The organism is Solwaraspora sp. WMMA2080, assembly GCF_027497395.1.
GTDB lineage: Bacteria > Actinomycetota > Actinomycetes > Mycobacteriales > Micromonosporaceae > Micromonospora_E.
Map to the genome: position 1 here is coordinate 1,849,069 of NZ_CP114910.1, position 23,252 is coordinate 1,872,320.

20 protein-coding genes are annotated in these 23,252 nt (G+C 71.5%); 9 read left to right on the plus strand and 11 right to left on the minus strand.

Annotated features, from left to right (window positions below; all coding sequences use genetic code 11):
- Nucleotides 1-2 precede the first annotated feature (2 nt).
- Genes O7543_RS08370 through O7543_RS08385 form a run of 4 tightly spaced genes read right to left on the minus strand, consistent with a single transcriptional unit; the run spans nucleotide 3 to nucleotide 5,053 of the window.
- Complete coding sequence (locus O7543_RS08370) at nucleotides 3-1,511, minus strand: 2-hydroxymuconic semialdehyde dehydrogenase (protein ID WP_281554357.1); 1,509 nt, start codon at nucleotides 1,509-1,511, stop codon at nucleotides 3-5.
- Entirely contained in the window at nucleotides 1,508-2,851 is a 1,344-nt protein-coding gene (locus O7543_RS08375) for an NAD(P)/FAD-dependent oxidoreductase (RefSeq protein ID WP_281554356.1), read from the minus strand. Before O7543_RS08375 ends, O7543_RS08370 begins: the two co-directional genes overlap by 4 nt.
- Complete coding sequence (gene kynU / locus O7543_RS08380; protein ID WP_281554355.1) at nucleotides 2,844-4,148, minus strand: kynureninase; 1,305 nt, start codon at nucleotides 4,146-4,148, stop codon at nucleotides 2,844-2,846. The genes O7543_RS08375 and kynU overlap by 8 nt, the downstream gene beginning before the upstream one ends.
- A gap of 11 nt (nucleotides 4,149-4,159) precedes the next feature.
- Nucleotides 4,160-5,053: a tryptophan 2,3-dioxygenase family protein gene (locus O7543_RS08385; RefSeq protein ID WP_281554354.1), complete on the minus strand. Its 894-nt coding sequence runs from the start codon at nucleotides 5,051-5,053 to the stop codon at nucleotides 4,160-4,162.
- Nucleotides 5,054-5,196: 143 nt separating this feature from the next.
- Between O7543_RS08385 and O7543_RS08390 the strand changes: the two genes are divergently transcribed.
- From O7543_RS08390 to O7543_RS08425, 8 genes are all read left to right on the plus strand, one after another.
- The gene (locus tag O7543_RS08390) at nucleotides 5,197-5,634 is read left to right on the plus strand and encodes an Lrp/AsnC family transcriptional regulator (protein WP_123600997.1); all 438 of its coding nucleotides are present in this window, start codon (nucleotides 5,197-5,199) and stop codon (nucleotides 5,632-5,634) included.
- A gap of 46 nt (nucleotides 5,635-5,680) precedes the next feature.
- Nucleotides 5,681-6,844, plus strand: coding sequence for an aminotransferase class I/II-fold pyridoxal phosphate-dependent enzyme (locus O7543_RS08395; protein WP_281554353.1), 1,164 nt, complete (start codon nucleotides 5,681-5,683; stop codon nucleotides 6,842-6,844).
- A gap of 87 nt (nucleotides 6,845-6,931) precedes the next feature.
- Entirely contained in the window at nucleotides 6,932-7,297 is a 366-nt protein-coding gene (locus O7543_RS08400; RefSeq protein ID WP_281554352.1) for a MerR family transcriptional regulator, read from the plus strand.
- Nucleotides 7,294-8,181: a TIGR03619 family F420-dependent LLM class oxidoreductase gene (locus O7543_RS08405; RefSeq protein ID WP_281554351.1), complete on the plus strand. Its 888-nt coding sequence runs from the start codon at nucleotides 7,294-7,296 to the stop codon at nucleotides 8,179-8,181. Before O7543_RS08400 ends, O7543_RS08405 begins: the two co-directional genes overlap by 4 nt.
- A gap of 112 nt (nucleotides 8,182-8,293) precedes the next feature.
- Entirely contained in the window at nucleotides 8,294-9,142 is an 849-nt protein-coding gene (locus tag O7543_RS08410; protein ID WP_281554350.1) for an SGNH/GDSL hydrolase family protein, read from the plus strand.
- Nucleotides 9,143-9,251: 109 nt separating this feature from the next.
- A complete protein-coding gene (locus O7543_RS08415) occupies nucleotides 9,252-12,155 on the plus strand; it encodes an AfsR/SARP family transcriptional regulator (protein ID WP_281555539.1) in 2,904 nt (967 codons plus the stop codon).
- Nucleotides 12,156-12,264: 109 nt separating this feature from the next.
- Nucleotides 12,265-13,038 carry a hypothetical protein gene (locus tag O7543_RS08420; protein ID WP_281554349.1) on the plus strand — a complete coding sequence of 258 codons (774 nt, stop codon included), beginning with the start codon at nucleotides 12,265-12,267 and terminating at the stop codon, nucleotides 13,036-13,038.
- 104 nt (nucleotides 13,039-13,142) lie between these two features.
- Nucleotides 13,143-13,619, plus strand: a complete 477-nt coding sequence (locus O7543_RS08425) for a hypothetical protein (protein ID WP_281554348.1) — start codon at nucleotides 13,143-13,145, stop codon at nucleotides 13,617-13,619.
- A 783-nt stretch (nucleotides 13,620-14,402) separates the two neighbouring features.
- Here the strand turns inward: O7543_RS08425 and O7543_RS08430 are convergent.
- Complete coding sequence (locus tag O7543_RS08430; protein WP_281554347.1) at nucleotides 14,403-16,982, minus strand: LamG-like jellyroll fold domain-containing protein; 2,580 nt, start codon at nucleotides 16,980-16,982, stop codon at nucleotides 14,403-14,405.
- A gap of 298 nt (nucleotides 16,983-17,280) precedes the next feature.
- Between O7543_RS08430 and O7543_RS08435 the strand changes: the two genes are divergently transcribed.
- On the plus strand, nucleotides 17,281-17,898 hold the full coding sequence (locus O7543_RS08435; RefSeq protein WP_233605752.1) for a cupin domain-containing protein: 618 nt from the start codon (nucleotides 17,281-17,283) through the stop codon (nucleotides 17,896-17,898).
- Between the two features lie 77 nt (nucleotides 17,899-17,975).
- On the opposite strand, the gene O7543_RS08440 is transcribed toward O7543_RS08435, so the two are convergent.
- From O7543_RS08440 to O7543_RS08465, 6 genes are read right to left on the minus strand one after another with little or no spacing between them, the layout of a single operon-like run.
- Nucleotides 17,976-19,136: an alpha/beta hydrolase gene (locus O7543_RS08440; protein ID WP_281554346.1), complete on the minus strand. Its 1,161-nt coding sequence runs from the start codon at nucleotides 19,134-19,136 to the stop codon at nucleotides 17,976-17,978.
- On the minus strand, nucleotides 19,133-20,137 hold the full coding sequence (locus O7543_RS08445; protein WP_281567378.1) for an LLM class flavin-dependent oxidoreductase: 1,005 nt from the start codon (nucleotides 20,135-20,137) through the stop codon (nucleotides 19,133-19,135). Before O7543_RS08445 ends, O7543_RS08440 begins: the two co-directional genes overlap by 4 nt.
- Nucleotides 20,138-20,159: 22 nt before the next feature.
- Complete coding sequence (locus O7543_RS08450) at nucleotides 20,160-20,519, minus strand: TIGR04076 family protein (protein WP_281554344.1); 360 nt, start codon at nucleotides 20,517-20,519, stop codon at nucleotides 20,160-20,162.
- Nucleotides 20,516-21,517 (minus strand): NADPH:quinone oxidoreductase family protein, encoded by a 1,002-nt coding sequence (locus O7543_RS08455; protein WP_281554343.1) that lies wholly within the window; start codon nucleotides 21,515-21,517, stop codon nucleotides 20,516-20,518. Before O7543_RS08455 ends, O7543_RS08450 begins: the two co-directional genes overlap by 4 nt.
- Nucleotides 21,514-21,957: a DUF4440 domain-containing protein gene (locus O7543_RS08460; protein WP_281554342.1), complete on the minus strand. Its 444-nt coding sequence runs from the start codon at nucleotides 21,955-21,957 to the stop codon at nucleotides 21,514-21,516. The genes O7543_RS08455 and O7543_RS08460 overlap by 4 nt, the downstream gene beginning before the upstream one ends.
- Before the next feature lie 17 nt (nucleotides 21,958-21,974).
- Complete coding sequence (locus O7543_RS08465; RefSeq protein ID WP_281554341.1) at nucleotides 21,975-23,243, minus strand: amidohydrolase family protein; 1,269 nt, start codon at nucleotides 23,241-23,243, stop codon at nucleotides 21,975-21,977.
- Nucleotides 23,244-23,252 lie beyond the last annotated feature (9 nt).

The window sequence follows — 23,252 nt, forward strand, 5'->3', positions numbered from 1 at the left end:
GCTCATGTCAGATCCACACAGACGTTTGTCAGTTCGGAGTAGAAGTCGAGCGAGTGCACGCCGCCCTCCCGGCCGACGCCGGAGGCCTTCACTCCGCCGAACGGGGTGCGCAGGTCCCGCAGGAACCAGGTGTTGACCCAGACGATGCCGGCGTCCAGTCGGGCACCGGCCCGGTGCGCCCGCCCCACGTCGCGGGTCCACACCGTCGCGGCCAGCCCGTAGTCGGAGTCGTTGGCCAGCGCGAACGCCTCCTCCTCGGTGTCGAACGGAGCGATGTGGCAGATCGGGCCGAACACCTCCTCCCGCACCAGCCGCGCAGACTGACCGAGCCCGGTCAACACTGTCGGCTCCACGTACGCGCCACCATCACGGGGGTCACCGAAGGCCGGCACGCCACCACCAGCAAGGATCTGCGCGCCTTCGGCGCGGGCCAGATCGTAGAAGCCGAGCACCTTGTCCCGGTGGCCGCGCGAGATCAGCGGCATCGTCGAGATCGTCTCGTCGGCGGGCCAGCCGTACCGGGCGTCACGGGCAGCGGCCGCCAGCCGGTCGACGAACTCGTCGAACACCGGCCGCTGCACGTACAGCCGCTCGGTGCACAAACAGACCTGACCGCCGTTGGTGAACGACGACCGCACCGAACCCGCGACCGCCGCGTCCAGATCGGCGTCGGCGAACACCAGCCCGGCGTTCTTGCCACCCAGCTCGAACGACACCGCCTTCACCCCGTCAGCGGCCGCCCGCATGATCGCCGACCCGGTCGCCGACTCACCGGTGAACGTGATCGCGTCCACCCCCGGATGGGTGGTCAGCCACTCCCCCGCCGCGCCCGGCCCGAACCCGTGCACCAGGTTGAACACCCCGTCGGGTACGCCGGCCGCCGCCATCACCTCCGCGAGCAGCGTCGCCGACGCCGGCGTCTCCTCACTCGGCTTCACCACCACAGCGTTGCCGCACGCCAGCGCCGGAGCCACCTTCCACGTCAGCAGCAGCAGCGGCAGATTCCACGGCACGATCACCGCGACGACACCGACCGGTTTACGTACCGCGTAGTTCAACGCCCGACCACCGGACGGGGTGACCGTGGTGAACGACTCGGTCGGCGCCGTCGCAGCGATCTCCGCGAACGCCCGGAAGTTCGCCGCCCCACGCGGAATGTCCAACGTCCGGGCCTGACCGACCGGCTTACCGGTATCCGCCACCTCAGCGGCGACCAGATCATCGAACCGGCGGTCCAACTCGTCGGCCACCGCCCGCAACACCGCCGCCCGGTCCCGCTCAGCCATGTCACCCCAGGGTCCGCGCAACGCCGACCGCGCCGCCGCCACCGCCGCGTCGACCGTCGACGAGTCGGCCTCCGCCACCTCGAACACCGTCTCCCCGGACACCGGCGACACCTTCGCAAACCGCTTCCCGGTGTCGACGAACCGGCCGTCGACGAAACTGCGCAGCAGGCCGGGACCGTCGGCGGCCGGCCGGCCGACGTACAGGTCGGGGTGCCACAGGGTCATGAGCGTCCCTTCCGGACGAGCCGGTGGACGGCGGCGCCGAGTGCCCCTACTGACAGCGCCGCCGTCCCGGCCACCGCCGCCGCAAGGAGCTGGTGCTGCCGGCGGACCCGTCGCCTGACCTCGGCGTACGGGATGGTGGTGAAGGAGACCATTTCGTACCGGGACACGTAGCGCCCCGGCAACGCCCGTTCCAGGGCGTGTTCGACCTTGCGGAACGTCTGGAACGTCGGGGAGGCGACCTTGTCGCGCATCTCGACGAAGTTCGCCAGCGCCATCTGGGCGATCGCTTCGGCGTTGTCCTGGCGGCGGGACTGGTACAGCGGCAGCGCCGCCGCCCAGTCGCCGCCGGTGTCGTCGAGGCAGCGGTCCAGCTCGACGACGTCCTCGAAGGCGCAGTTGGCGCCCTGGCCGTAGAACGGCACGACCGCGTGCGCGGCGTCGCCGAGCAGCGCCACCCGGCCGCCGACCTGCCACGGGTCGCAGCGCACCGTGCCGAGCAGACCGACCGGGTTGTGCTGGTAGTCGTCGACCAGGTCCGGTGCCAGCGGCGGCACGTCCGGGTAGTGGGTACGGAAGTGCCGTTCGATCGCCGCCGGGCTGCTCAGCGAGGCGAAACTCGACGTACCGCCGGTCGGCCAGAACAGGGTGCAGGTGAAGGAGCGGTCCGGGTTGGGCAGGGCGATCATCATCGAGGTGCCGCGCGGCCAGATGTGCAGCGCACCGGGGTCGAGTGCGTAGTCGCCGCCGACCGCCGGGATGGTCAGCTCCTTGTAGCCGTAGTCGAGGAAGTCGAGGCTCTCGTCGACCAGGCCGTGGGCGAGCAGTTGGCCGCGTACCGCCGAACCGGCGCCGTCGGCGCCGAGCACGACCTGCGCGTCCGCGCGGACCGTGCCCTGCGGGGTGTCGAAGGTCGCCTCGCCGGTGTCAGGGTCGAGGCCGACGAGCCGGTGGTCGAACACGACGGTGACCCCGGGCGCGGCCTCGGCGGCGTCGAGCAGGGCGTTGTTGAGCGCGCCCCGGCTGATCGAGTTGATCGCCCGCTGCTCGTCGGCGCTGTACGGCTGGAAGTCGAGGTCACCGTCGACCGGGTGGATCATCCGGCCGGGCATCGGCAGCGCGTCGGCGAGCACCTGGTCGGCCAGGCCGATGCGGCGCAACGCGTCCAGGCCGCGTTCGGACAACGCCAGGTTGATCGACCGGCCGCGTTCGGCGGTGCCGCGTCGCGGGTCGGGTCGGCGCTCGTAGAGGGTGACCGGCAGGCTGCGGCGGGCCAGGAAGCAGGCGAGCAGGCTGCCGGCCAGGCCGGCGCCGACCACCGCGACGGGTGCACGTTCAGACATCGTCGCCGCCTTCCGTCGGGAGGGTCGCGGCGAGCGCCCGGGCGGCCCGCCAGCAGTCGTGGTACGTCGAGTACAGCGGCACCGGGGCGAGCCGGACGATGTCCGGTTCCCGGGCGTCAGCGATCACCCCGTGTTCGTGGCGCAGCCGGGCGGTCAACGCGTGTGCTCCGCCGCCGGTGGCACCCGACACGCCACCGATACGCAGGGACAGTTGGCAGCCGCGCCGGGCCGGATCCCGGGGCGTGACGACGCTGATCGGCCGGCCGGGCACGATCTCGTCGAGCAGCTGTTCGAGGTAGCCGGTGAGCCGTTCGCTGCGGTCGCGCAGCGCCGGCATGCCGACCTTGTCGAAGATCTGCAGCGAGGTACGTACCGGACCCATCGCGAAGATCGGCGGGTTGGAGATCTGCCAGGCGTCGACGCTGGCCGGTGGCCGCGACACCGGGGTCATCTCGAACCGGGTCGCCGGCTCGGTGCTCCACCAGCCTTCGAAGCGGGCCAGCGTCGAATCGCCGTGGTGGCGTTCGTGCACGTACGCCCCGGCCAGCGCCCCCGGACCGGAGTTGAGGTACTTGTAGGAGCACCAGGCGGCGAAGTCGACGCCCCAGTCGCGCAGCCGCAGCGGCACGTTGCCGGCGGCGTGCGCCAGGTCCCAGCCGACGATCGCGCCGGCGGCCCGGCCGGCGGTGGTGATCGTCGGGATGTCGAGCAGTTCGCCGGTCAGGTAGTTGACCCCGCCGAGCAGCACCAACGCCACCCGGTCGCCCTCGGTGCGCAGGCAGTCGACGACGTCTTCGGTGCGCAGCGTGTCCTCGCCGGGGCGGGGTCGCAGTCGGACCACCGTACGGTCGGGGTCGAGGCCGTGGAAGGCGGCCTGGCTGCGCACCGCGTAGCTGTCCGACGGGAACGCCGAGTCCTCGATGACGATGCGGGTGCGGTCGCCGGTCGGCCGGTAGAACGACACCATCAGCAGGTGCAGGTTGACCGTCAGCGAGTTCATCACCACGGTCTCGCTGGGCAGGGCGCCGACCAGTCGCGCGGCGGTGTCGGTGAGAAGTTCGTGGTACGGCAGCCACGGCCGGCCGGCTTCGAGGTGGCCTTCGACGCCGAGCCGGGCCCAGTCGTCGAGGTCGTCGAGCAGCTCGGCGCGGGTGGCCTTCGGTTGCAGGCCGAGGGAGTTGCCGGCGAAGTAGGCGACGTCGGGGTGTTCGCCGCCGGTGGCCGGCGGGATGTGGAACAGGTCGCGGTGCCCGGGGTCGGCGGCGTCTCGGCGGCGGGCGTCGTCCTCTGTGAACATGCGGCAGCCTCTCACATGCCGGTCCGGGCGGACCAGATCTCGGGGAACACCACCCGGTTCATGCTGCGTTGCAGCCAGGCCAGCCCGGCGGAGCCGCCGCTGCCGACCTTGGCGCCCATGGTGCGCTGCACCGCCTTGAGATGCTTGTACCGCCAGTCGCCGAACTGTTCGGCGACCTCGGTCAACGCCTCGCCGAGTTGCCGCAGATGGTTGTCCGGGGCGTTGACCCGGTAGACCTCCACCCAGGCGGCCTCGACCGCCGGGTGCGGTTCGTGTTCGGTGGCGACGTCGCGGGTCAGCAGGTCGGTCGGGATGTCGTGGCCGACGCGGGCGAGCAGGGCGATCACGTCGTCCCACAGGCTCGGCGCGTGCAGGGCCTGCTCCAACTCGGCGTACACGTCGGGTTGGCGGCGGAACGGGCGGATCAGCGACGGGGTCCGGATGCCGAGGATGAACTCCAACTGCCGGTACATCGCCGACTGGAAGCCGGAGCCCTCACCGAGCAGGTTGCGGAACCGGTTGAAGTCGGCCGGGGTCATCCAGCGCAGCGTCTGCCAGGAGGCGTTGAGCCCTTCCAGGTGCAGGGCGGCGCGGCGCAGCGGGGCCAGCGCCTCCCACACCTGGTCGGCGCGGATCAGCCGTTGGGCGTCGCGCAGCTCGTGGCGGGTCAGCCCGAAGTACAGCTCCATGATCTGGCTGACCATCAGGAACGACATTTCACCGGGGTCGTCGCTGAGGGTGCGCTGCAGGCTGTGCAGGGTGCTGGCGTGCACGTAGGCGTCGTATGGCACCCGGTCGCCGAACTCCAGGGTCGGCTCGCCAGCGTTGGCGGCGGCGCGGGCGTCGCGTTCGGCGGCGTCCACCGGCCGCACGGCCGGTGGGTTGGCCACGTCGGTGCTGTTCACGTCGGCTGCCCTCCCTTTGCTGTGTCGCCCATGATTGCCGACTTGCGGTCCGCGGCTGAATACCGGATCAACGGCGGTACGCGGCCGCGGCCTGCAGGTCGGTGGCTAGATTTGGGTGGTCGGTTAACGAAGGGAAAGTGTCCGTGGACGAGATGGATTGGGCGCTGCTGCGTGAGTTGCAGGCCGATGCCCGACTTTCCTTCAGCGAGCTGTCCCGCCGGGTGCATCTGTCGCCGCCGGCGGTGGCCGAACGGGTACGCCGGCTGGAGGAGTCCGGGGTGGTCAGCGGCTACCACGCGCACGTCGACCTGACCCGGGCCGGCTGGACGGTGATCGCGCTGATCCGGATGTCCTGCTACGGCTCGCACTGCATCCTGCGCGACCCGCAGGTGCCGACCTGGCCGGAGATCCTGGAGATCCACCGGATCACCGGGGACGCCTGCTCGATGTTGAAGGTGGCGGCGGCGTCGATGGATGCCTTCGAGGACGTGATCGACCGGCTCGCCCCGTACGGTCAGCCGTCCAGCACGATGGTGCTCTCCACCCCGCTGGGCTGGCGTCCGGTCACCGCCGCCGACTGACCTTAAGCTCCCCGAGGTGACCACCGACGAGAAGTTTGGAGTTCTCGTGACGATTGTTCGGCCCTATGGCGACGGGGTGTGGGTGCCGCTGGACCGGGCCCGGCAGCGGACCAGCATCAAATGGCGGCTCTACCCGGCTGACGTGCTGCCGGTGTGGGTGGCGGAGATGGACGTCGACCCGGCCGGGCCGGTCGTCGAGGCGATCGACGCGGCGGTGCGTGCCGGCGATCTCGGGTACGCCACCGGTGCCGGTTACGCCGAGGCGGTCGCCGGGTTCGCGGCCGAACGGTGGGGGTGGGACGGTCTGAACCCGGCGCGCACGGCGATCGTGCCGGACGTGATGCTCGGCGCGGTCGAGATGCTGAAGCTGGTGACCGGGCCGGGCGACACGGTCGTGATCAACCCGCCGGTGTACCCGCCGTTCTACGGGTTCCTGCGCAACCTGGGTCGGCCGGTGCGGGAGGCCCCGCTCGGGTCGGACGGCCGGCTGGACCTTGACGCGCTGGCCGAGGCGTTCACCGCCGCCCGCGAGGGTGGCCGCCGGGCGGCGTACCTGCTGTGCAGTCCGCACAACCCGACCGGGACGGTGCACACCGCCGACGAGCTGGCCGCCGTCGCGGAGCTGGCCGGCCGGCACGGCGTACGGGTGGTGGTCGACGAGATTCACGCACCGATGACCGCGTCCGGCGTGACGTTCGTGCCGTACCTGTCGGTGCCCGGCGCCGACGACGGCCTGACGCTGATCTCCGGCTCGAAGGGCTGGAACCTGGCCGGGTTGAAGGCCGCCCTCGCGGTCGCCGGGCCAGCGGCCGCAGCCGACCTGGCCCGGCTGCCGGAAGAGGTCGGGCACGGGGTCAACCATCTCGGGGTGATCGCGCACACGGCGGCGTTCCGCGACAGCGGCGACTGGCTGGACACCGTACGGTCGGCGGTCGACGCGAACCGGCGGCTGCTGGCCGACCTGCTGGCGGCGCAACTGCCGCAGGTGCGGTACGCGCCCGGTGAGGCGACCTTTCTGGCCTGGTTGGACTGCCGGACGTTGGGGCTCGGCGACGACCCGGCGGCGGTGTTCCTCGACCGGGGGCGGGTGGCGCTCAGCGGCGGGCTGGACTTCGGCGCGGGCGGGGTCGGACACGCCCGGTTGAACCTGGCCGCCGCGCCGGAGACGATCACCGAGGCGGTACGCCGGATGGCTGCCGCCCTCGGCTGACCGTCGCCAGGTCCGCCGGCTCGTTGCCCTGACACCGACGTCAACGTTTAGCGTCACGGTGGGTCCGAGGCTGGCCGGGGAGGGCACATGTTGATCGGTGAGCTGGCGCGGCAGGCCGGGACAAGCGCCCGGACGCTGCGCTACTACGAGGCGCAGGGGCTGGTCCGGCCCCGGCGATGCGCCAACGGCTACCGCGACTACGACTATACGGAGCTGCGGGTGGTCGGCGAGATCCGGTCGTTGCTCGCCGTCGGTTTCGGTCTGGAGGACATCCGCCCGTTCGTGACCTGCCTGCGGGCCGGCAACCCGTCCGGCGACATCTGCCCCGACTCGATCTCGGTGCTGCGGCGCAAGCTGGCCGAGGTCGATGCCGGACTGGCGCGGCTGGCAGGTGTCCGGGAACAGCTGCGGTGCCAGCTCGACCGAGCGCGGGCGGATCGGCGGCGGCGGTGAGGTTCGCGGTCAGTTACAGCACCCCGCTGCACGGCACCGACCCGGACCGGCTCATCGGGTACGCCCAGCACGCCGAGGCATGCGGGTTCGAAGGCTTGTACGTGCCGGAACACGTGGTGCTGTATCCAGGTGCGACGGTCGGGGCGGTCGAGATGCCGCCCACACTGCCGTACGCGGACCCGTTGGACCTGCTGGCCTTCGTGGCGGCGGCAACCGACCGGCTGCTGCTCGGCACCGGGGTGCTGCTGCTGCCGTACCACCATCCGGTAGTGCTCGCCAAGCGGCTGGCGACGATCGACGTCCTGTCGAAGGGCCGGATGCGGCTGCTGACCGTCGGACTGGGCGGCCTGCCCGGTGAGGCGACGGCGGTGGGCGTCGACTTCCGTTCCCGTGGCCGACGTGCCGACGAGGCGATCGACGTGCTACGGCTGCTGTGGAGCGGTGACGCCGACGGTGTGTCGTTCCACGGCGAGTTCTTCGACTTCGAGCGGGTGTGCAGCTTTCCGAAGCCGCACGGCGCCACCGCGTTGCCGATTCATGTGGGTGGTTCGAGCCGGGCGGCGGCCCGGCGGGTCGGGCTACGTGGCGACGGCTACTTCCCCGGCGGGCTGTTGACCCCGGACGAGCGGGCGGCACAGTGGGAGTTGGCGAGGTCCGTCGCGGCGGAGGCCGGCCGTGACCCTGACGCGCTGGAGTACACCCGGTGGGGGTCGACTGAGCTTTCGGCGCAACGGGTCGAGGCGTACGCGGCGCAGGGGGTGACCCGGATCGTGGTCGGCAGCGGCGCCGACACCCTGGCCGAGCAGCGGGACGACCTGTCCGGCTTCGCCGACCGGTTCGGTCTACGACCAACCACGGGTGATCAGCAACTCAGTCGACAGTAGGGTTTCCGACGCTTCGATTGATTGCCGGCTATCGGCGGCGCATGCTCACTTCCACTTTGGAGACGACGGCCACCCCGGCCGGAGCGTCTCCACCATCGAAGGAGGCGCCACCATGCTGAGCCGTGCCCGAAAGCTCCGTCCCGCCCTCGCGTTGCCCGTCGCGGCGACGCTGCTGATCACCATCGCCGCCGTGCCCGCCGCCGCCAACGCCGCCGGCACGACCGGCGACACATCCGCCGCAGACGACCGGCAGTACGTCGCGCTGGGCGACTCGTACTCGTCCGGGGTGGGCGCCCCGCCGTACACCGACGGCGACTGCAAGCAGAGCGCCCACTCGTACGCCGCCCAGTTCGCCCGGAACAACCCGCGCCTGTCGTTCGGCTTCTCGGCCTGCAGCGGCGCCACCACCGACGACGTGATCGCGCACCAGCTCGGCTTCCTCGGGCCGGACACGACGCTGGTGACCATCACCGTCGGCGGCGACAACCTCGGCTTCACCTCCACGTTGGAGACATGCATCGAAGCGCTGCTCGACATCACCTGCAAGGACGCCATCGACAAGGCCCTCGCGTACATCGCGACGACGTTGCCGGGCAAGCTGAAGCAGGTGTACGGAGACGTCCTCGCCGCCGCCCCGAACGCCAAGCTGATCGTCCTCGGCTACCCGCAGCTGTTGGCCCCGACGTTCTGCTTCGAAGCACCGCTGGACGCGAACCGACGGGGGTGGATCAACCACGCGGCGGTGAAGCTCAACGAGGCCATCGGGAACACGGCGAAGACGTACGGCGCGTTCGCCCCGGTCGACGCCCTGTTCGACAAGCACCGGGTCTGCGACGACGACCCATGGCTCAACGGCATCACCGCCATCGACGACGCGTTCCACCCGAACCTCGCCGGCTACACCGACGGCTACCTCAAGGCGCTCGACGCCGTCTTCCATCCGGTCACCGCAACCCACTGACGACGACTGACCAGCACCTATACTCCGCTCGGTCGATCTGCGGGGAACGTCGATCACGGTCCGACGCCGGGCGGTGGCGCAGCGGTCACGAGGTGAAGTCTTCTTGCAGGTGCAGGTGCTGGGCCCGGTACGGGTGTGGCGCGAGCAGCAGGCACTCGACCCCGGGCCGACCGCCCGGCGGGCGGTGCTCGGTCTGCTCGCGCTCGACGGCGGACAGCCGCTGCCCCGCTCGGAGCTGGTCGACGCGCTCTGGCCGGACCAACCGCCACCGGCGACGTCGACCAACGTCATTCAGACGCACGTCAAACATCTGCGTCGGTTGTTCGAACCGGACCGCCCGTCCCGGGCCCCGAGTCTGCTCCTGCCGCAGATCGGTGACGGATACCTGCTGCGGGCCTCGGCCGTCACGGTCGACCTGCTGCGGTTCCGGCACCTGGTCGCCACCGCGCGGCCCGGTGCAGCCGGGCTGGAGCGCGACGCCGAACTACTCGGCGAGGCGCTCCAGCTGTGGCAGGGACCTCCGCTGGTGGACGTGCCCACGCTGGCCGGCCACCCGAAGGTGGTGGCCCTCGACGGTGAACTGCAGGCCGCGTTGACCCGGTACGGCGACCTGATGATCGCCTGTGGCCGGGCAAGCGCCGCACTGCCCTGGCTGGCGCAGGCCGCTGCCGCGAAGCCGCTCGACGAGGCCCGCCAGGCGCAGCTGATCCGCGCGTACCGGGCCAGTGGGCAGCGGGCCGAGGCGTTCACCGTCTTCCACGACACCCGGGACCGGCTCGCCGACGAACTCGGTGTCGATCCCGGTCCCGAGCTGGTCGCCGCGTACACCGATCTACTGCGGGCCGACCCGCCGGCCGGGGCGCGTACCGCCAGCGAGCAGGTCTGGCCGCGCCGGGGCCGGCGCCTGGACGCGATCGCGCCGGTGCCGGCGCAGTTGCCGGCCGACGTCGCCGGGTTCACCGGCCGCGCCGCCGAGCTCGGCTGGCTCGACCGGGCGATGGGGGCCGCCGGACGCGGCGACGCCGATCCGGGCGCGGTGATCTGTGTGCTGTCCGGCAGCGCAGGGGTGGGCAAGACCGCGCTGGCGGTGTGGTGGGCGCGCCGGGCCCGCGACCGGTTCCCGGACGGGCAGCTCTACATCGACCTGCGCGGGTACGACCCGGAGCAGCCGGTCGAGCCGGGTGCAGCGCTGGCCCGGTTCCTGCGGGCGCTCGGCGTGGCGGACGCCGATATGGCGTTGGACGTCGACGAACGCGCCGCCCACTACCGCAGCCTGATGGACGGCCGCCGGATGCTGGTGGTGCTCGACAACGCGGCGTCGGTCGAGCAGGTACGACCGCTGCTGCCCGGTGCCGCCTCCTGCCCGGTGCTGGTGACCAGCCGGGATCCGTTGGCCGGGCTGGTCGCCCGGGAGGGAGGGCTCGGCCTCCTGCCGATCGACGACGCGGTGGCGCTGCTGCGGCGGCTGGTCGGCGACCGGGTCGACGCCGAACTGCAGGCCGCGGTGACGCTGGCAACGCAGTGCGCCCAGCTGCCGTTGGCGTTGCGGGTCGCCGCCGAGCTGGCGACCGCCCGCGCCGAGCTGAGCCTGACCCGGCTGGTCGACGGGCTCACCGACCGGCGGCGACGGCTCGACATGTTGGACGCCGGCGGCGACCGGCGCACCGGCGTACGGGCGATCCTGTCCTGGTCGTACCAGTATCTGCCGGCCGAGGCGGCGCGCGCGTTCCGGCTGCTCGGGCTGCATCCCGGGGCGGACGTCGACGCGGCGGCGGTGGCCGCGCTGGCCGGGACGGATCCGGTGACGGCGGATCGGCTGGTCAACCGGCTGTGCCGGGCGCACCTGGTGGAGCCGGCCGGGCCGGACCGGTACGGCATGCACGACCTGCTCCGGGCGTACGCGGCGGAGCTTGCCGCCGACGTTGACCCGCCGGAGGTCCGCGACGCTGCCGTGACCCGGTTGTTCGACTACTACCTGCATACCGCCGCCACGGCGATGGACGCGGTGCGCCCGGCCGAACGTCACCTGCGGCCGACGGTGCCGCCGACCGGTCCGGACGGTGACCTGGCCGTCGCGCAGGCCGAGCCGCCGACCGGGTTCGCAAGCGGTGACCCGGGGGTCGCGCGGGTCTGGTTGGAGGTGGAGCGGGCCAACCTGATGGCGGTCACCGCGTACGGTGCGCGGCACGGCCCGGCCCGGCACGCCGTACGGCTGACCGCGCTGCTCTACCGGCATCTGGAATGCGGCGGCCACTATCCGGACGCGATCACCATGCAGGGTCACGGGATCGCTGCCGCCCGCGCGGCAGCTGACCTGGCCGGTGAGGCGAACCTGCTGACCAACCTGGCCGTCGTGCACGACCATCAGAGGCGCCGCCAGCAGGCGGTGGCGCACCTCCGGCAGGCGTTGGCGCTCTACCGCGACGTCGACGAGCCGGCCGGTGAGGCACGGACCCTGGGCAACCTCGGTGTGGTGCTGGGTGAGCTGGGCGACCGGCGTGCGGCGATCTGTTACATCGGCCGGGCGCTGGCACTGCTACGTACGCTCGGCGAGCATCACGGGGTGGTCTGGGCGCTCGGCAGCCTGGGTCAGCTGTTCACGGTCGAGGGCCGGCTCGGCGACGCCGCCGGGCAGCTGCGGGAAGGGCTGGTGTTGTGCCGCCGCACCGGCGACCGGGTCGGCGAGGCGATGCTGCTGAACTACGCCGGTCAGCTGCACAACCGCCGTGGTGCCGACCGTGCTGCGGCCCGCTGCCATGCCCTGGCCCGGTCGATCGCCGCCGGTACCGGGTCGCGTGGCGTCGAGGCGCTGGCGTTCGACGGGCTCGGCGCTGCGGCGCACGCGGCCGGGCAGCGGGCGCAGGCGCACGGCTACTGGCGTCGCGCGCTGGCGATCTTCACCGAGCTGGGTGCGCCGGAGGCGGCGACGATCAGCGCCCGGTTGTCGGCGGAGCCGCCGCGATCGTCCGCCGCGATCCGTGATCATGCGCCGCGCTTCGGTCGTGTGCCGTGATCCAGTCGTGGTCCAACCGTGGTCCAGCCGATCTCGCCAGACTGGCCGCGCTCCGCTGACCTGCGGGGTCACCGCTGGCCACCCTGGCCGCCAGTCGAAGGAGATCCTGTTGAAACAGATGCGCTACCGCCGTTGGTTGGCCGCGGCCGCCGCGGTCGTGGTCACCGTGCCGCTGGGTGCCCGACCGGCGCAGGCGTTCGACATCTCGTCGGTCATCGCCGCCGCCAAGAGCGCCTACGAGCTGTACAAGGAGTACAAGCAGGGGGCGTCGCTTGACCAGTCCACCACCAAGATCATCAACACCATCAACGGCGCCAAGGTGGAGATCCTCGCCCAGATCGACCGGATCGCCACCGCACAGGCCAAGGCCTGCGCGCGCAGCGCCATCATCGACTTCGACGACATCAAGACCTTCACCCAGGACAACCTTCAGGTGTACGCCCGGGACACCACCGCCTGCATCACCCTGATCGACAGTCTGCTCGAAGTCGTCACCGACGAAGCCTCCGCCGACCAGCTCGGCTTCACCCTCAACACGGTCGGCCCGCTGGCCCTGACCGCCCGGGCGCACGCCAGGTTGAGCACCAGAGGCCTGCTCGACCTGACGATCGGCGGCAACAACACGGTGCTGTCCGCTCTCGCCCCGAACTGCACCACCAACCTGCTCGGGCTCACCGGCATCCCGCAGTCCGGCAAGATCTACCGGTGGGAGACCCGGTGCGTGGCCTACAACAACGTCGTCGCGGTCACGACCAAGAAGATGTACTACCCGCCGACCAGCAACCCGTGGGACATCCCCGGGACCACCGCCACCGCGATGCGCAACACCAGTCATGCCGAGGCGCGGGCCGTGCTGCCGATCCTGATGTCGACGCCGAGCTGACCGGCTGAGCGTCGACCGCAGTCGATCACATCGATCCGGGCGTTCCGGGCCGGCGTCACCGCCGGTGCGGAACGCCCGACCACGCGGGCGGCGACCAAGGCTGTGTGTTACCCGTTTTCGCAGCTCAGCACGGGTGCGGATCTGGTAGCGACCGGCAGGCAGCGCAGCAGGCGGTCGGTCCGGGCACCGAGATCGTGATCCGCAACCTGCAGGTGGTGCTGCCGAGCGCGTACATCGCCGCCGACGACCTGCTCTACAGCCCGCTGCTCGGCGCGGTGCGCGCCGGTGCCGACGACGGACTCGACGCAATCGCCGTCGCCTGTGCCTCCGACCCAGCGGCACGCGAGGCCAAAGCGCTGGTTGACGTTCCGGTGACCGGGCCTCCCACCACAAGACCAACAACAGTCACCGGCATCGACATCCCCACACCCTACCGCAGGGCGAAAAGTCCACATTCTACCGAGCGTAGACTCCCCCTATGCCTCGGCGCCACGGAAACCGTGATCGCGAGCTGGGCACTTCCCAGGATGGTGAAAGTTTATGATCAGGGTACTGGAAGAGAATGTACCCATCGGCAATAATTGGCGCATGACCTCCCAAGAGATGCGAGTCGCACTTTACCTCCTCTTAGCGTTGATCTTCAACGGGATTACCATCATGGCTTTCGCACTAGAAGCCGGCTGGGGGGGCAGCGACACTACCTTTGACGGGAGCCATCTTCGCAGCACTTTTTGGATACACCATGCAACGGAAAGTAGGTGAGAGACAACGAGACGCCTAGCAGAAATGTACACCGTAAAAATTCGGGCTCAGATCTCGCAGAGCGTCTCGGTATCGAGGATCCCGAAGTCCATCAAGATAGTACATATCGATCGCATACTCGAACATGGGCCCATGTTCGATAAGCGCCTCCAAGAATCCGGCCAGTCGATCACGCTCAGTAGTCAGATCGAGATCGAGCAACACTCGCTGCGTCCAGGGCAGTGCCACTTGGATCATCAGATCGAAGTCACTGACTCTATCGAGTGGCTCCAGCACAGGAAGTGACGAGTGGAGGTGCCGGCAAGCCAACTCCACTAGACTGGGACGACAGAATGGCATCGCAAGCCAGAGAAGGTCACCGAGGGCCCCAAAGCTCCACGGCATCGGGATTTGCGGGTCAGTACCCAAAGATGGAACAGCGATCCACTCCACACAATCACGCTCAGGCGCGCCGTCGGCCACTCAAGCCACCCCTCGACGTCGGCTGCCACACGAGGACAGTCGACCAACAAACGGTAGACTTGAGTGACCATTGGATCCAACAGTCACCCGTCTGCCACCAGTGGCTACGACCACCGCTGGTCCTGGCCCGACCACGACAGTCAGACACCCGGTATGAAGGCCACCGTACGGTCGTCGACGAGCACCGGCGCGCCGGACGAGTACTCCAGGCCGCCAGTGCCGGTGGCGTTCTCGACGCCGATGGTGGCACCGGCACCGCGCTCACCCGGGCTGGCCGGGTCGATCCCGGTGTAGTTGACCTGGATGACGCCCAGCTCACCGAGCACGACCTGGAACGTCATCCGCTCGTCGGGGTCGGCGGCGCGGCGTACGTCCCGCCATTCGACGACGAACTCGCGGAACGGCGCGAAGCCCCGCGTCGCCGTCACCACGCTGGCCTGCCCGTCAACGATCAGATCGTCCCAGAACGCGGCGACCATCGCATCAGGTCCGCCGACGGTGGGGATGCCGGCCGGCGTCGGGTGCGAGCCGCCTGGGTCGGTGAAGGTCAGGATGCCGTTGGTGTCCACCCAGGCCGAGTTGTAGGTCTGGCCGTAGAAGGTGACCGGGAACGGCAGGGCGGTCTCGGTGACCTCGTCGTTCCCAGCGAGCGCGAGCGCCGTACCGGACACCGGCGTGAACGGCTGGGTCAGTTCCTGGCAGAGGCTCCCGTCCGGGCTGGCCACCGGGGACAGGAACAGCACGACGTCGGCGATATCGGGGACGGTGATCTCCGTGCTGGCGGCGGTTCCACAGTCTCCACCGCCGGAGCTCGCGGTCACGGAATACTGCCCCGGGTCGACGTCCGCGAAGCTGAAACCGCCGTCGGCGCCGGTGGAGGTCTGCCGACCGCCCGGCTCCAGGGTGACCGTTACGCCGGCACCGACCGGCATGAAGTCCGTTCCGTACACGGTGCCGGTGACCGTCACGGGTGCGGGCAGCACCTGCAGGGTCACGCTCGTGAGCGGGCTGGTGAGGCCTTCGGCGGTCCGGCTGCCGACGAATACCGGCACGTCACCGAGTGCCGTCGGGGTGACGGACACGGTGACCGAGCCTCCGGGCACGTCCGGCACGGCGTTCTGGTTCAGAATGGCCGAGCCGACGCTGTAGCGGAACTGGGTCACGTTGGTGTCGCCGCCAGCGTCGAAGGTCACCGGGACGGAGGTGCCCAGATCGACACTGGCTCCGTCGGGCAGACTGACCTGGGGCGCGAACGGGCGGGCCTGCTCGCCGATCTCCGATGTGGAGAGCGCTCGCTGGTAGACGCGGACGTCGTCGAGCTGGCCGAAGAACTGGTCGGTGGCCGCGCCGGCCCGGAGCGCCTGCCCGATGGTGACCGGCCCGGTGGCGGCGACGCTGCCGGCGAGAGTGGCGGTCGCGTTCTGCCGAACGCCGTTGACGTGCAGCTGCATCGCGCCGGAGGGCTTGTGGTAGGTCGCCGCGAGGTGCGTCCACCGGCCGGGGACAGCGGCGGTGTCGGAGTCCACGCTGATCAGCGTGGCGGCGGCGGAGTCGCCGTCGGCCATCGTGAAGCGCCACCGATCGGCGGTCGCGTCATAGCCGATGGCGGCGACCGAGGTGGTGCTGCCGTCGACCGTAACGACGGTCTGTGCGGTGCCGGCCGCATCGAGTTTGGCCCACGCCGACAAGGTGAAGGTCAGGTCGGTACGCAGGGTGAGCGCGGCTGCGGTCGTCGGGTGCGGCCAGCTGACCGGTCCGGTGGTGGCCGCGTGGTCGCCGGCTGCGGTCAGTGAAAGGGCGGGACTGTTCCGGCCCGGCGCGGTGGTGGCTCCGACGACGGTGAGGTCGTTGCCGTTGCCGGTGCCGTCGTCGCCGACGGCACCGCCGTCGTCGAAGTCCCAGTGCGCGGCCGGCGCGTTGCCGCTGGCGACCCGGAACTCATACTCCACCACGGTGGAAACCAGCCCTGCCTGGTCCTTCGACCAGACCCGCAAGGTGTTGAAGCCGTCTCTGCTCGGCTGGAGCTCGAGCGTGGCAGAGCCGTCGGCGTCGGCCGGCACCACCGGCGCGGAGCCGGGGCCGATGCCGCTGTCGAGGGTGTAGGCGTAGCCGACGATGCCGGTGGCGTCGGCCGGCGGGCTGATCGTGAAGATTCCCGGGATACCGACCCCGCCGACCGGCGGCTGGTTGGGTGTCATCGGCGGATAGTCGGCCGAGGTGACCGCCGACGGTGGCTGTGGTGCGACGACGTCCACGGTGAACCGGCACGGCTTCGACCAGCCCCCGGTCGACGTGCCGTCGGTGGTGCGGGCGCGGAGCAGGTAGGACGCACCGTGCTCCAACGCCACTGCCGTCGGCACCGTAGCGGAGGCGAAGGACGGGTTGCCGGTGCTCTGCTGCGCCTGCTGCATGGTGTGCGGGGGCTGTCCGACTCGCCGCCAGGAGAACGTGGTGGTGAGCGACTGCTGACCGGCGTCCGCGTCGCTGGCGCGGGCGGCGAATGTCGGTGTCGTCGTGAGCGTCCAGACTCTGCCGGCGCCCGGCTCGCAGGCGCGGCCGTGCACGGTGAGCTGTGTCGGGCGGTCTGGTGCCTGGTTGGCGGCGGCCGCCGCTGGTGCGGCCGGCACCAGCGTGACCACCAGCAGGGTCGCCACGCCAGCAGCGAGGCGAGGCGGCCAACCCGACAGTCCCTTGAGTACCCGGTCTGCGTCGAACGTCAACTGGCGCCTGCCGTACGGCACGTCCACCCCCGCGATGTGTAAATGTGAATGCTGAAGCAGCCTAGCCACCGGACACCAGCTTCCGTCAATCCCGTTCTCCGCAGAATTTCACGTCAAGGAAGATGACCGACACGCTGTGTAGTCAGTCTCGAGGTCGGCGGGTGCGCGCTCGTCAGGGTGCGCATTAGCCGTCTACGACGTCCGGTCGGGGTTCCGGTCGGGGCGGCTAGTTCGATACCATCGAACAAGAATCGGCGCGGCCCGGCGGGCGGTCCGCGCGGGGGTCACGGGAGGTCCGGTGCGCAGGTCTGATCGCGTCGTCGCCGACGGCGACGCACGCCAGGATCTGGTCGGCGCCCGGATGCGCCAGTTCCGCAAGGAGCAGGGGCTGACCCTGCGCGGTCTGGCCAGCCGCGCCAACCTGTCGATCGGGTTCCTGTCCCAGGTCGAGCGGGGTGTCTCGTCGATCGGGCTGACCGCGCTCAACAGCGTCGCCGCCGCGCTGGACCGGCCGGTCGCCGAGTTCTTCAGCGCGGAGCCGACCGAAACCGCCGAGGACCCGCAGGGCAGCCTGCCGGTGCACTTCACCCTCACCCGGGCCGACAACGGTGCCACCGAGTACGTCTCCGGTCAGCAGACCTACCGGATGCTCTCCGACCGTGGCCCCAACCTGGTGCTGGAGCCGATGCTGGTGCACATCGCACCGGGCGGGCGCCGCGAGGAGGCGTACGGGCACTTCGGCGAGGAGTTCGCCTACGTGGTCAGCGGCGAGCTGCTGTACGAGGTCGACGGGGTGGAGCACCGGCTCTACCCGGGCGACAGCCTGCACCTGCGGTCCAGCACCCCGCACCGCCTGTACAACGACACCGACCAGGTGACCACCGTGGTGTCGGTGGTCACCCCACGGCTGTTCTGACCGCCGCACTGCCCACTAGTGGGCAACATGTTCACTGACACGTAATAATTTCGGGCCTGCTGACCGGATCCGGCCCGTCACCGGCCCAGGAAGCGGTCCAGGAGCCGGTCCACCTGCGTCATCGTCGCCTGCCAGATCGGCGCGGCCGGGTCGATCACCGAGAAGTGGTCGCCCGGCTGCTCCAGCCAGCCCGGGTCCTCCCCGGCGGCCCGCGCCGCCGCCACGTACCGGCGGTTGAAGTCGATCAGGTCGAGGTCGTCGCCGGCACCCTGGACGATCAGCTGCGGCACCCCGATCGGCAGCCGAGCCATCGGATCCGAGGCTGCGTACACCTGCGGCACGGTGTCGCGGTCACCGCCGAGCGCGGCGGCGACCGCGCCGGTGCCGACCTGCCGCCGGTCCCCTTCGGCCAGGTCCAGCACCCCGGCCAGGGAGACCGCCAACGCCACCGGCACCGGGCCGCCGTCGGCGGCCAGCCGCACCGCCAACTGCCCGCCGGCCGAGTGGCCGAACACCGCGACCCGGTCCAGGTCCAGCAGACCGTCCGGCACCGCGCCACCGGTCAGCTCCGGCAGGTTGGCCAGCACCGCCAGCCCGGTCGCCACGTCGGCGGTGGTCGCCGGCCAGCCGTGCCGGTCCGGCCGGCGGTACTCCAGGTTCCACGCCGCGTAACCCCGGTCGGCCAGGTCGACGGCGAGCGCGTCCATCAGGTCCGCCGCCCAGATCGACCGCCAGAAGCCGCCGTGCAGCAGCACCGCCACCGGCAACGGCCCGGCGGACAGATCAGACGGATCGGCCGGTAGCCGCAGCTCGCCCCACTGCTCCGGGTCCTGCCCGTACGCGACCCGCCGCGCCGGGCGGCGCAGCCGGTGCACGGCGTGCCGGATCGCCCAGGCCAGCCCCCACACGCCCCGGCCGGACAGGTGGACCGAGCCAGGACCGGTCGGCTGCGGGTCGGTCACCTGCGGGTCGTAGTGGACGGTGCGTCCCGCCCAGCGGCCGTCGGCGGTCAGCAGCGCCCGTACCGCCGGATCCGGGCCGGGCAGCAGCACCACCGCGCGCCCGCCGACGCTGCCGACCCCGTCGAGCAGGCCGCGGACCTCGTCGGCGTCGGCGGCGACCACGAAGTCACCGACCACGCCGAGGCCGGCCGCCTCGGCGACGACCAGGCCCCGCAGCAGTTCCGGGTCGACGGTCAGCACTGGGCCGGCGACGACGAGTACACCGTCGACTGTCATCGGGAAGCCTCCCTACGTAGCAGCGGCAGCACCGCGTTGCCGAGCAGCTCGACGCCACGGTCGTCGGTGAGCCCGTGCGGGGTGCCGAACTCGACCCGACGCACCCCGGCGTCGATCAGCGCCTGCGCCTGGGCGGCGACCTGCCCGGGGGTGCCGGAGAAGGCGAACCGGTCCAGCAGGTCGTCGGGCACCAGCCGGCCGGCGTCGACGTCGCGGCCGGCTGCCACCAGCGACTTGACCTGCGCCAGCAGGTCGTCCGGCACGGTGACGGTCGGGTCCAGGTCGGCGACCACCGCCAGGTACATCGCCACCTCGGTGCGGGCCTTCGCCCGCGCCGCCGCGCCGTCGGTGTCCACCACGGTCACCGCGCCGAACACGATGCCGACGTCGTCGACGGACCGGCCGGCGGCGTCGGCGCCGGGACGCAGCCGGTCGCGGATCACCGGGACCATGTCCGGGTTGGCGCTGCCGCCGACTTTGATCTCGTCGGCGATCCGGCCGGCGAGCGCGGCACCGCGTGGCCCCCAGGCGCCGAGCAGCAGCGGCGGGTCCGGACGCTGTACGGCGTACCGCAGGGCGGTGTCCGGGGCCAGCCGGAACACCCTGCCGTCGAAACCGGCGGTGTCGCCGCGCAGCAACCGGCGGATCACCTCGGCGGCCTCGGCGAGCACGGTCAACGGACGCGGCTGCTCGATGCCGACCGCGCCGAGCCAGGTGCCACGGGCCAGCCCCAGGTAGGCCCGCCCGTGCGAGGCCAGGTCGAGGGCGGCGAGCTGGCCGGCGATCTCGTACGGCGCCATCGAGTACGGGTTGAGGCAGGCGGTGCCGAGCCGGACCCGCTCGGTGGCGGCGGCCATCTCCAGCAGCGGGAAGATCGGCGGCTGGTACATCAGGTCACCGAAGACGCTCAGCACGTCGAAGCCGTACGCCTCGGCGGCGCTGGCCAGCCGGGCGTAGTCGCCGGCGCGTTTGTCGCTCTGCAGTCCGAGTCCAATTTCCACAGCCACGCGAACCTCCGATGATTCAGGTCAGGTCGGCCGAGTTCATTCGCCGCTTGCAGGTCCGTTCGACCCGCATGACCAGGCCCTCCTCCGGGTCCGGGCAGGCGAACAGGGTGTCGCGTTCCAGCCAGTCCCCCGGCGGCATGTCGCGCTGCTTGGCGGCCAGGAACGGCAGCACCGACGCGAGCGCGTACACGCAGAAGTGTTTCCCTTCCGGGATCTTCAGGTGGGCGCTGTCGGTCAGGTCGAAGTGGTCGCCGACGGCCATCCCGCAGACCGACCGGCCGGTGATCCGGTCCACGCTGACCCGCAGGTCGTAGACCTCCATGTCACCGCCGGCGGTGATGTCGCCGCCGTCGGTGCCGGCAGTCTGATCACTCATGGTTGCTCCCTCGGGTCGATCCGGACGATGATCTTTCCGGTGGTGCGCCGGTCGGCCAGGTCGGCGAGCGCGGCCGGGGTGCCGGCCAGGTCGACGACCCGGTTCACCGGGGGCCGGACCGTGCCGGCCGCGATCAGTTCGAAGATCCGCTGGTACGCCTGGGCGACCGCGTCCGGCCGGGTCCACGGGTACGTCGAGCCCCAGGAGAGCCCGACCAGGGTGTGGTTGCCGGCGATCAGCCGCATCGGGTCCACCGGTGGCGGGTTGCCGCCGGCCGCGCCGACCGCGACGAGCCGGCCCTCGAACGCCAGGCAGTCCAGTGACCGGGTGAACACGTCCCCGCCGACCGGGTCGACGATCACGTCCGCGCCGGCGCCGCCGGTGGCGTCGCGGACCGCCTCGACGAAGTCGCCGGCCAGGTAGTCGACGGCGACGTCGGCGCCGTTGTCGCGGCACAGCGCGGTCTTCGCCGGCCCGCCGGCGGTGCAGATCACCCGGGCACCCCGGGCGGCGGCCAGCTGCGTGGCGGCGATGCCGACGCCGCCGGCCCCAGCGTGCACCAGCACCGTCTCACCGGGCCGGACCGCGGCGCGGTCCAGCGCGAACCAGGCGGTCTGGTAGGTGACCGGGACGGCGGCGGCGACGACCGGGTCGATGCCCGCCGGACGCGGTACGGCGAGCGCCGCGTCGATGGTGACGGTCTCGCCGAGCGCGCCGTGCGGCAGCGCCGGGCAGGCCACCACGTCGGTGTCGGCGAGCGCTTCGGCGCCGGTGCCGGCGGCCACGACCCGGCCGGCCAGTTCGACGCCGGGGGTGAACGGCGGCGCCGGGCGGACCGGGTACTCGCCCCGGCAGAGCATCACGTCGAGGAAGTTCAGCCCGACCGTGGCGACGGCGATCCGTACCTGACCGGGGCCGGGCGGTGGGTCGTCGGGCAGGTCTGCGACGGTGAGCACCTGGTCGGGTTCGCCGTACCCGGTGGCGATCAGCCGTCTCATGCCGGGCCGCCGGCCGGTTCGAGGGCCGCTTCGCGGGCCGGTCCCGCCGGGTGGCGGACCAGTTCGGAGTGGTGGTGCACGATCCGCCAGCCGTCGCCGGTGTGGCGCAGCACGTCGGTGACCCGGCTGTGTTCGGCCGGGCCGCCGCCGGCCGGCACCGCGACCAGCACGTAGCGGGCCACCGCGGCGTCGCCCCACACGTCGATCCGCAGCTCCTCGGGGGCCAGCCGGTCCAGCACCGGCCGGGCTCCGGCGGCGTCGCGCTGGGACCGGTAGGCGTCCAGCTGGTCGCGGGTGCGCAGCGGGCCGGGCAGGTGGGTCTCCCAGGTGGTCACGTCGGCGTGCAGGTGCCGGTCGAAGCGGACCCGGTCGCCGGCGAGGAACGCGTCGTACATGTCGCCGATCGCCGCCGCGATCTCGGCGGTCTCCTGCTCGGACATTCTGCTCCTCACGTCGTTCACCAGGCGGTCCAGCCGGCGCGGTCGTCGCGGACCACCCGGCCGCCGGACATCACCCAGCGCACCCCCCGGAACGCCGACGTGTCGGCAACCGGGTCGGCGTCCATCGCCACCAGGTCGGCGTACTTGCCGGTCTCGACGGTGCCGAGGTCGGCCTCGGCGCCGAGCCAGCGGACCGGGCCGAGGGTGCCCGCGTACAGGGCGCGAGCCGGGCCGATGCCGCTCTCCGACAGGTACTCCAGCTCCCGCACCGAGGCGTTGGTGCCCTCGAATTGCCAGAACGGCGGCATGTCGCTGCCGAGCAGCACCTCCACCCCGGCGGCCAGGGCCATCGCGTAGCTCTCCAGGTGCCGGGGTCCGGCACCGAGCGAACGGCACTGCATCCACTGCGGTACGCCGAGTTCGTCGAAGAACTCCTTGCACCGGGTGACCAGCAGGGTCGGCACCAGCGCGGTTCCCCGCTGCGCCATCCGCGCCGCCACCTCCTCGGTGAGCTGGTAGCCGTGTTCGACGCAGTCCAGCCCCAGCTCGACGGCCTCGCCGATGACCGGTGCCGGGCCGGCGTGCGCGGTGACCTTGCGCCCCCAGGCGTGCGCGGTGTCTATGACGGCGGCCATCTCGTCGGGGAACAGCTGCCGGGTGTGGATCGACTCGTGTTCGCCGGCGATCCCGCCGGAGATCATCACCTTGATCAGGTCGGCACCGGCCCTGATCTGGCTGCGTACGCCGCGCCGGAACCCGTCGGCCCCGTCGCATTCCAGGGTGTCGGTGCTCTCGTGGCCGTGTCCGCCGGTGCAGACCAGCGCCCGGCCGGCGGTGAAGATCCGTGGCCCGGTGACCCGGCCGGAGGTGATCGCCCGGCGCAGCGCGAAGTCGGCGTGGTCCTTTTCTGCCACGCAGCGCACCGTGGTCACCCCGCAGAGCAGGGTGCGCCGGGCCCCGTCGGCCATGTAGAGGGCCAGTTCGTGCGGGGTCAGGTCCTTGACGCTCTGCCCGCCGGCACCGGGCAGGGACAGCGACAGGTGGGTGTGCATGTTGGTCAGCCCGGGTGTCAGATACGCGCCGCCGAGGTCGATCTCGGTGACGTCGGCCTCGGCGCGGGCGGTGGCGGTCACCTCGGCGGCCCGTCCGACGGCGGCGATCCGGTCGCCGCGCACCCAGACGGCGGCGTCGGTGACCGGACCGACGCCGTCGAGGACGCGGGCGTCCACGACGGTGCAGTTGGTCAGGACGGTGTCGACCGGTCCGGGGTGGGTGGCGGCGCTCATGTCGGCGTC

Bases quoted from the DNA above. Each gene is read 5' to 3' on its own strand.
- O7543_RS08370 (WP_281554357.1), bottom strand. From the start codon at position 1,511: ATGACCCTGTGGCACCCCGACCTGTACGTCGGCCGGCCGGCCGCCGAC.
- O7543_RS08375 (WP_281554356.1), bottom strand. From the start codon at position 2,851: ATGTCTGAACGTGCACCCGTCGCGGTGGTCGGCGCCGGCCTGGCCGGC.
- kynU (WP_281554355.1), bottom strand. From the start codon at position 4,148: ATGTTCACAGAGGACGACGCCCGCCGCCGAGACGCCGCCGACCCCGGG.
- O7543_RS08400 (WP_281554352.1), top strand. From the start codon at position 6,932: ATGTTGATCGGTGAGCTGGCGCGGCAGGCCGGGACAAGCGCCCGGACG.
- O7543_RS08410 (WP_281554350.1), top strand. From the start codon at position 8,294: ATGCTGAGCCGTGCCCGAAAGCTCCGTCCCGCCCTCGCGTTGCCCGTC.
- O7543_RS08440 (WP_281554346.1), bottom strand. From the start codon at position 19,136: ATGACAGTCGACGGTGTACTCGTCGTCGCCGGCCCAGTGCTGACCGTC.
- O7543_RS08450 (WP_281554344.1), bottom strand. From the start codon at position 20,519: ATGAGTGATCAGACTGCCGGCACCGACGGCGGCGACATCACCGCCGGC.
- O7543_RS08455 (WP_281554343.1), bottom strand. From the start codon at position 21,517: ATGAGACGGCTGATCGCCACCGGGTACGGCGAACCCGACCAGGTGCTC.
- O7543_RS08460 (WP_281554342.1), bottom strand. From the start codon at position 21,957: ATGTCCGAGCAGGAGACCGCCGAGATCGCGGCGGCGATCGGCGACATG.
- O7543_RS08465 (WP_281554341.1), bottom strand. From the start codon at position 23,243: ATGAGCGCCGCCACCCACCCCGGACCGGTCGACACCGTCCTGACCAAC.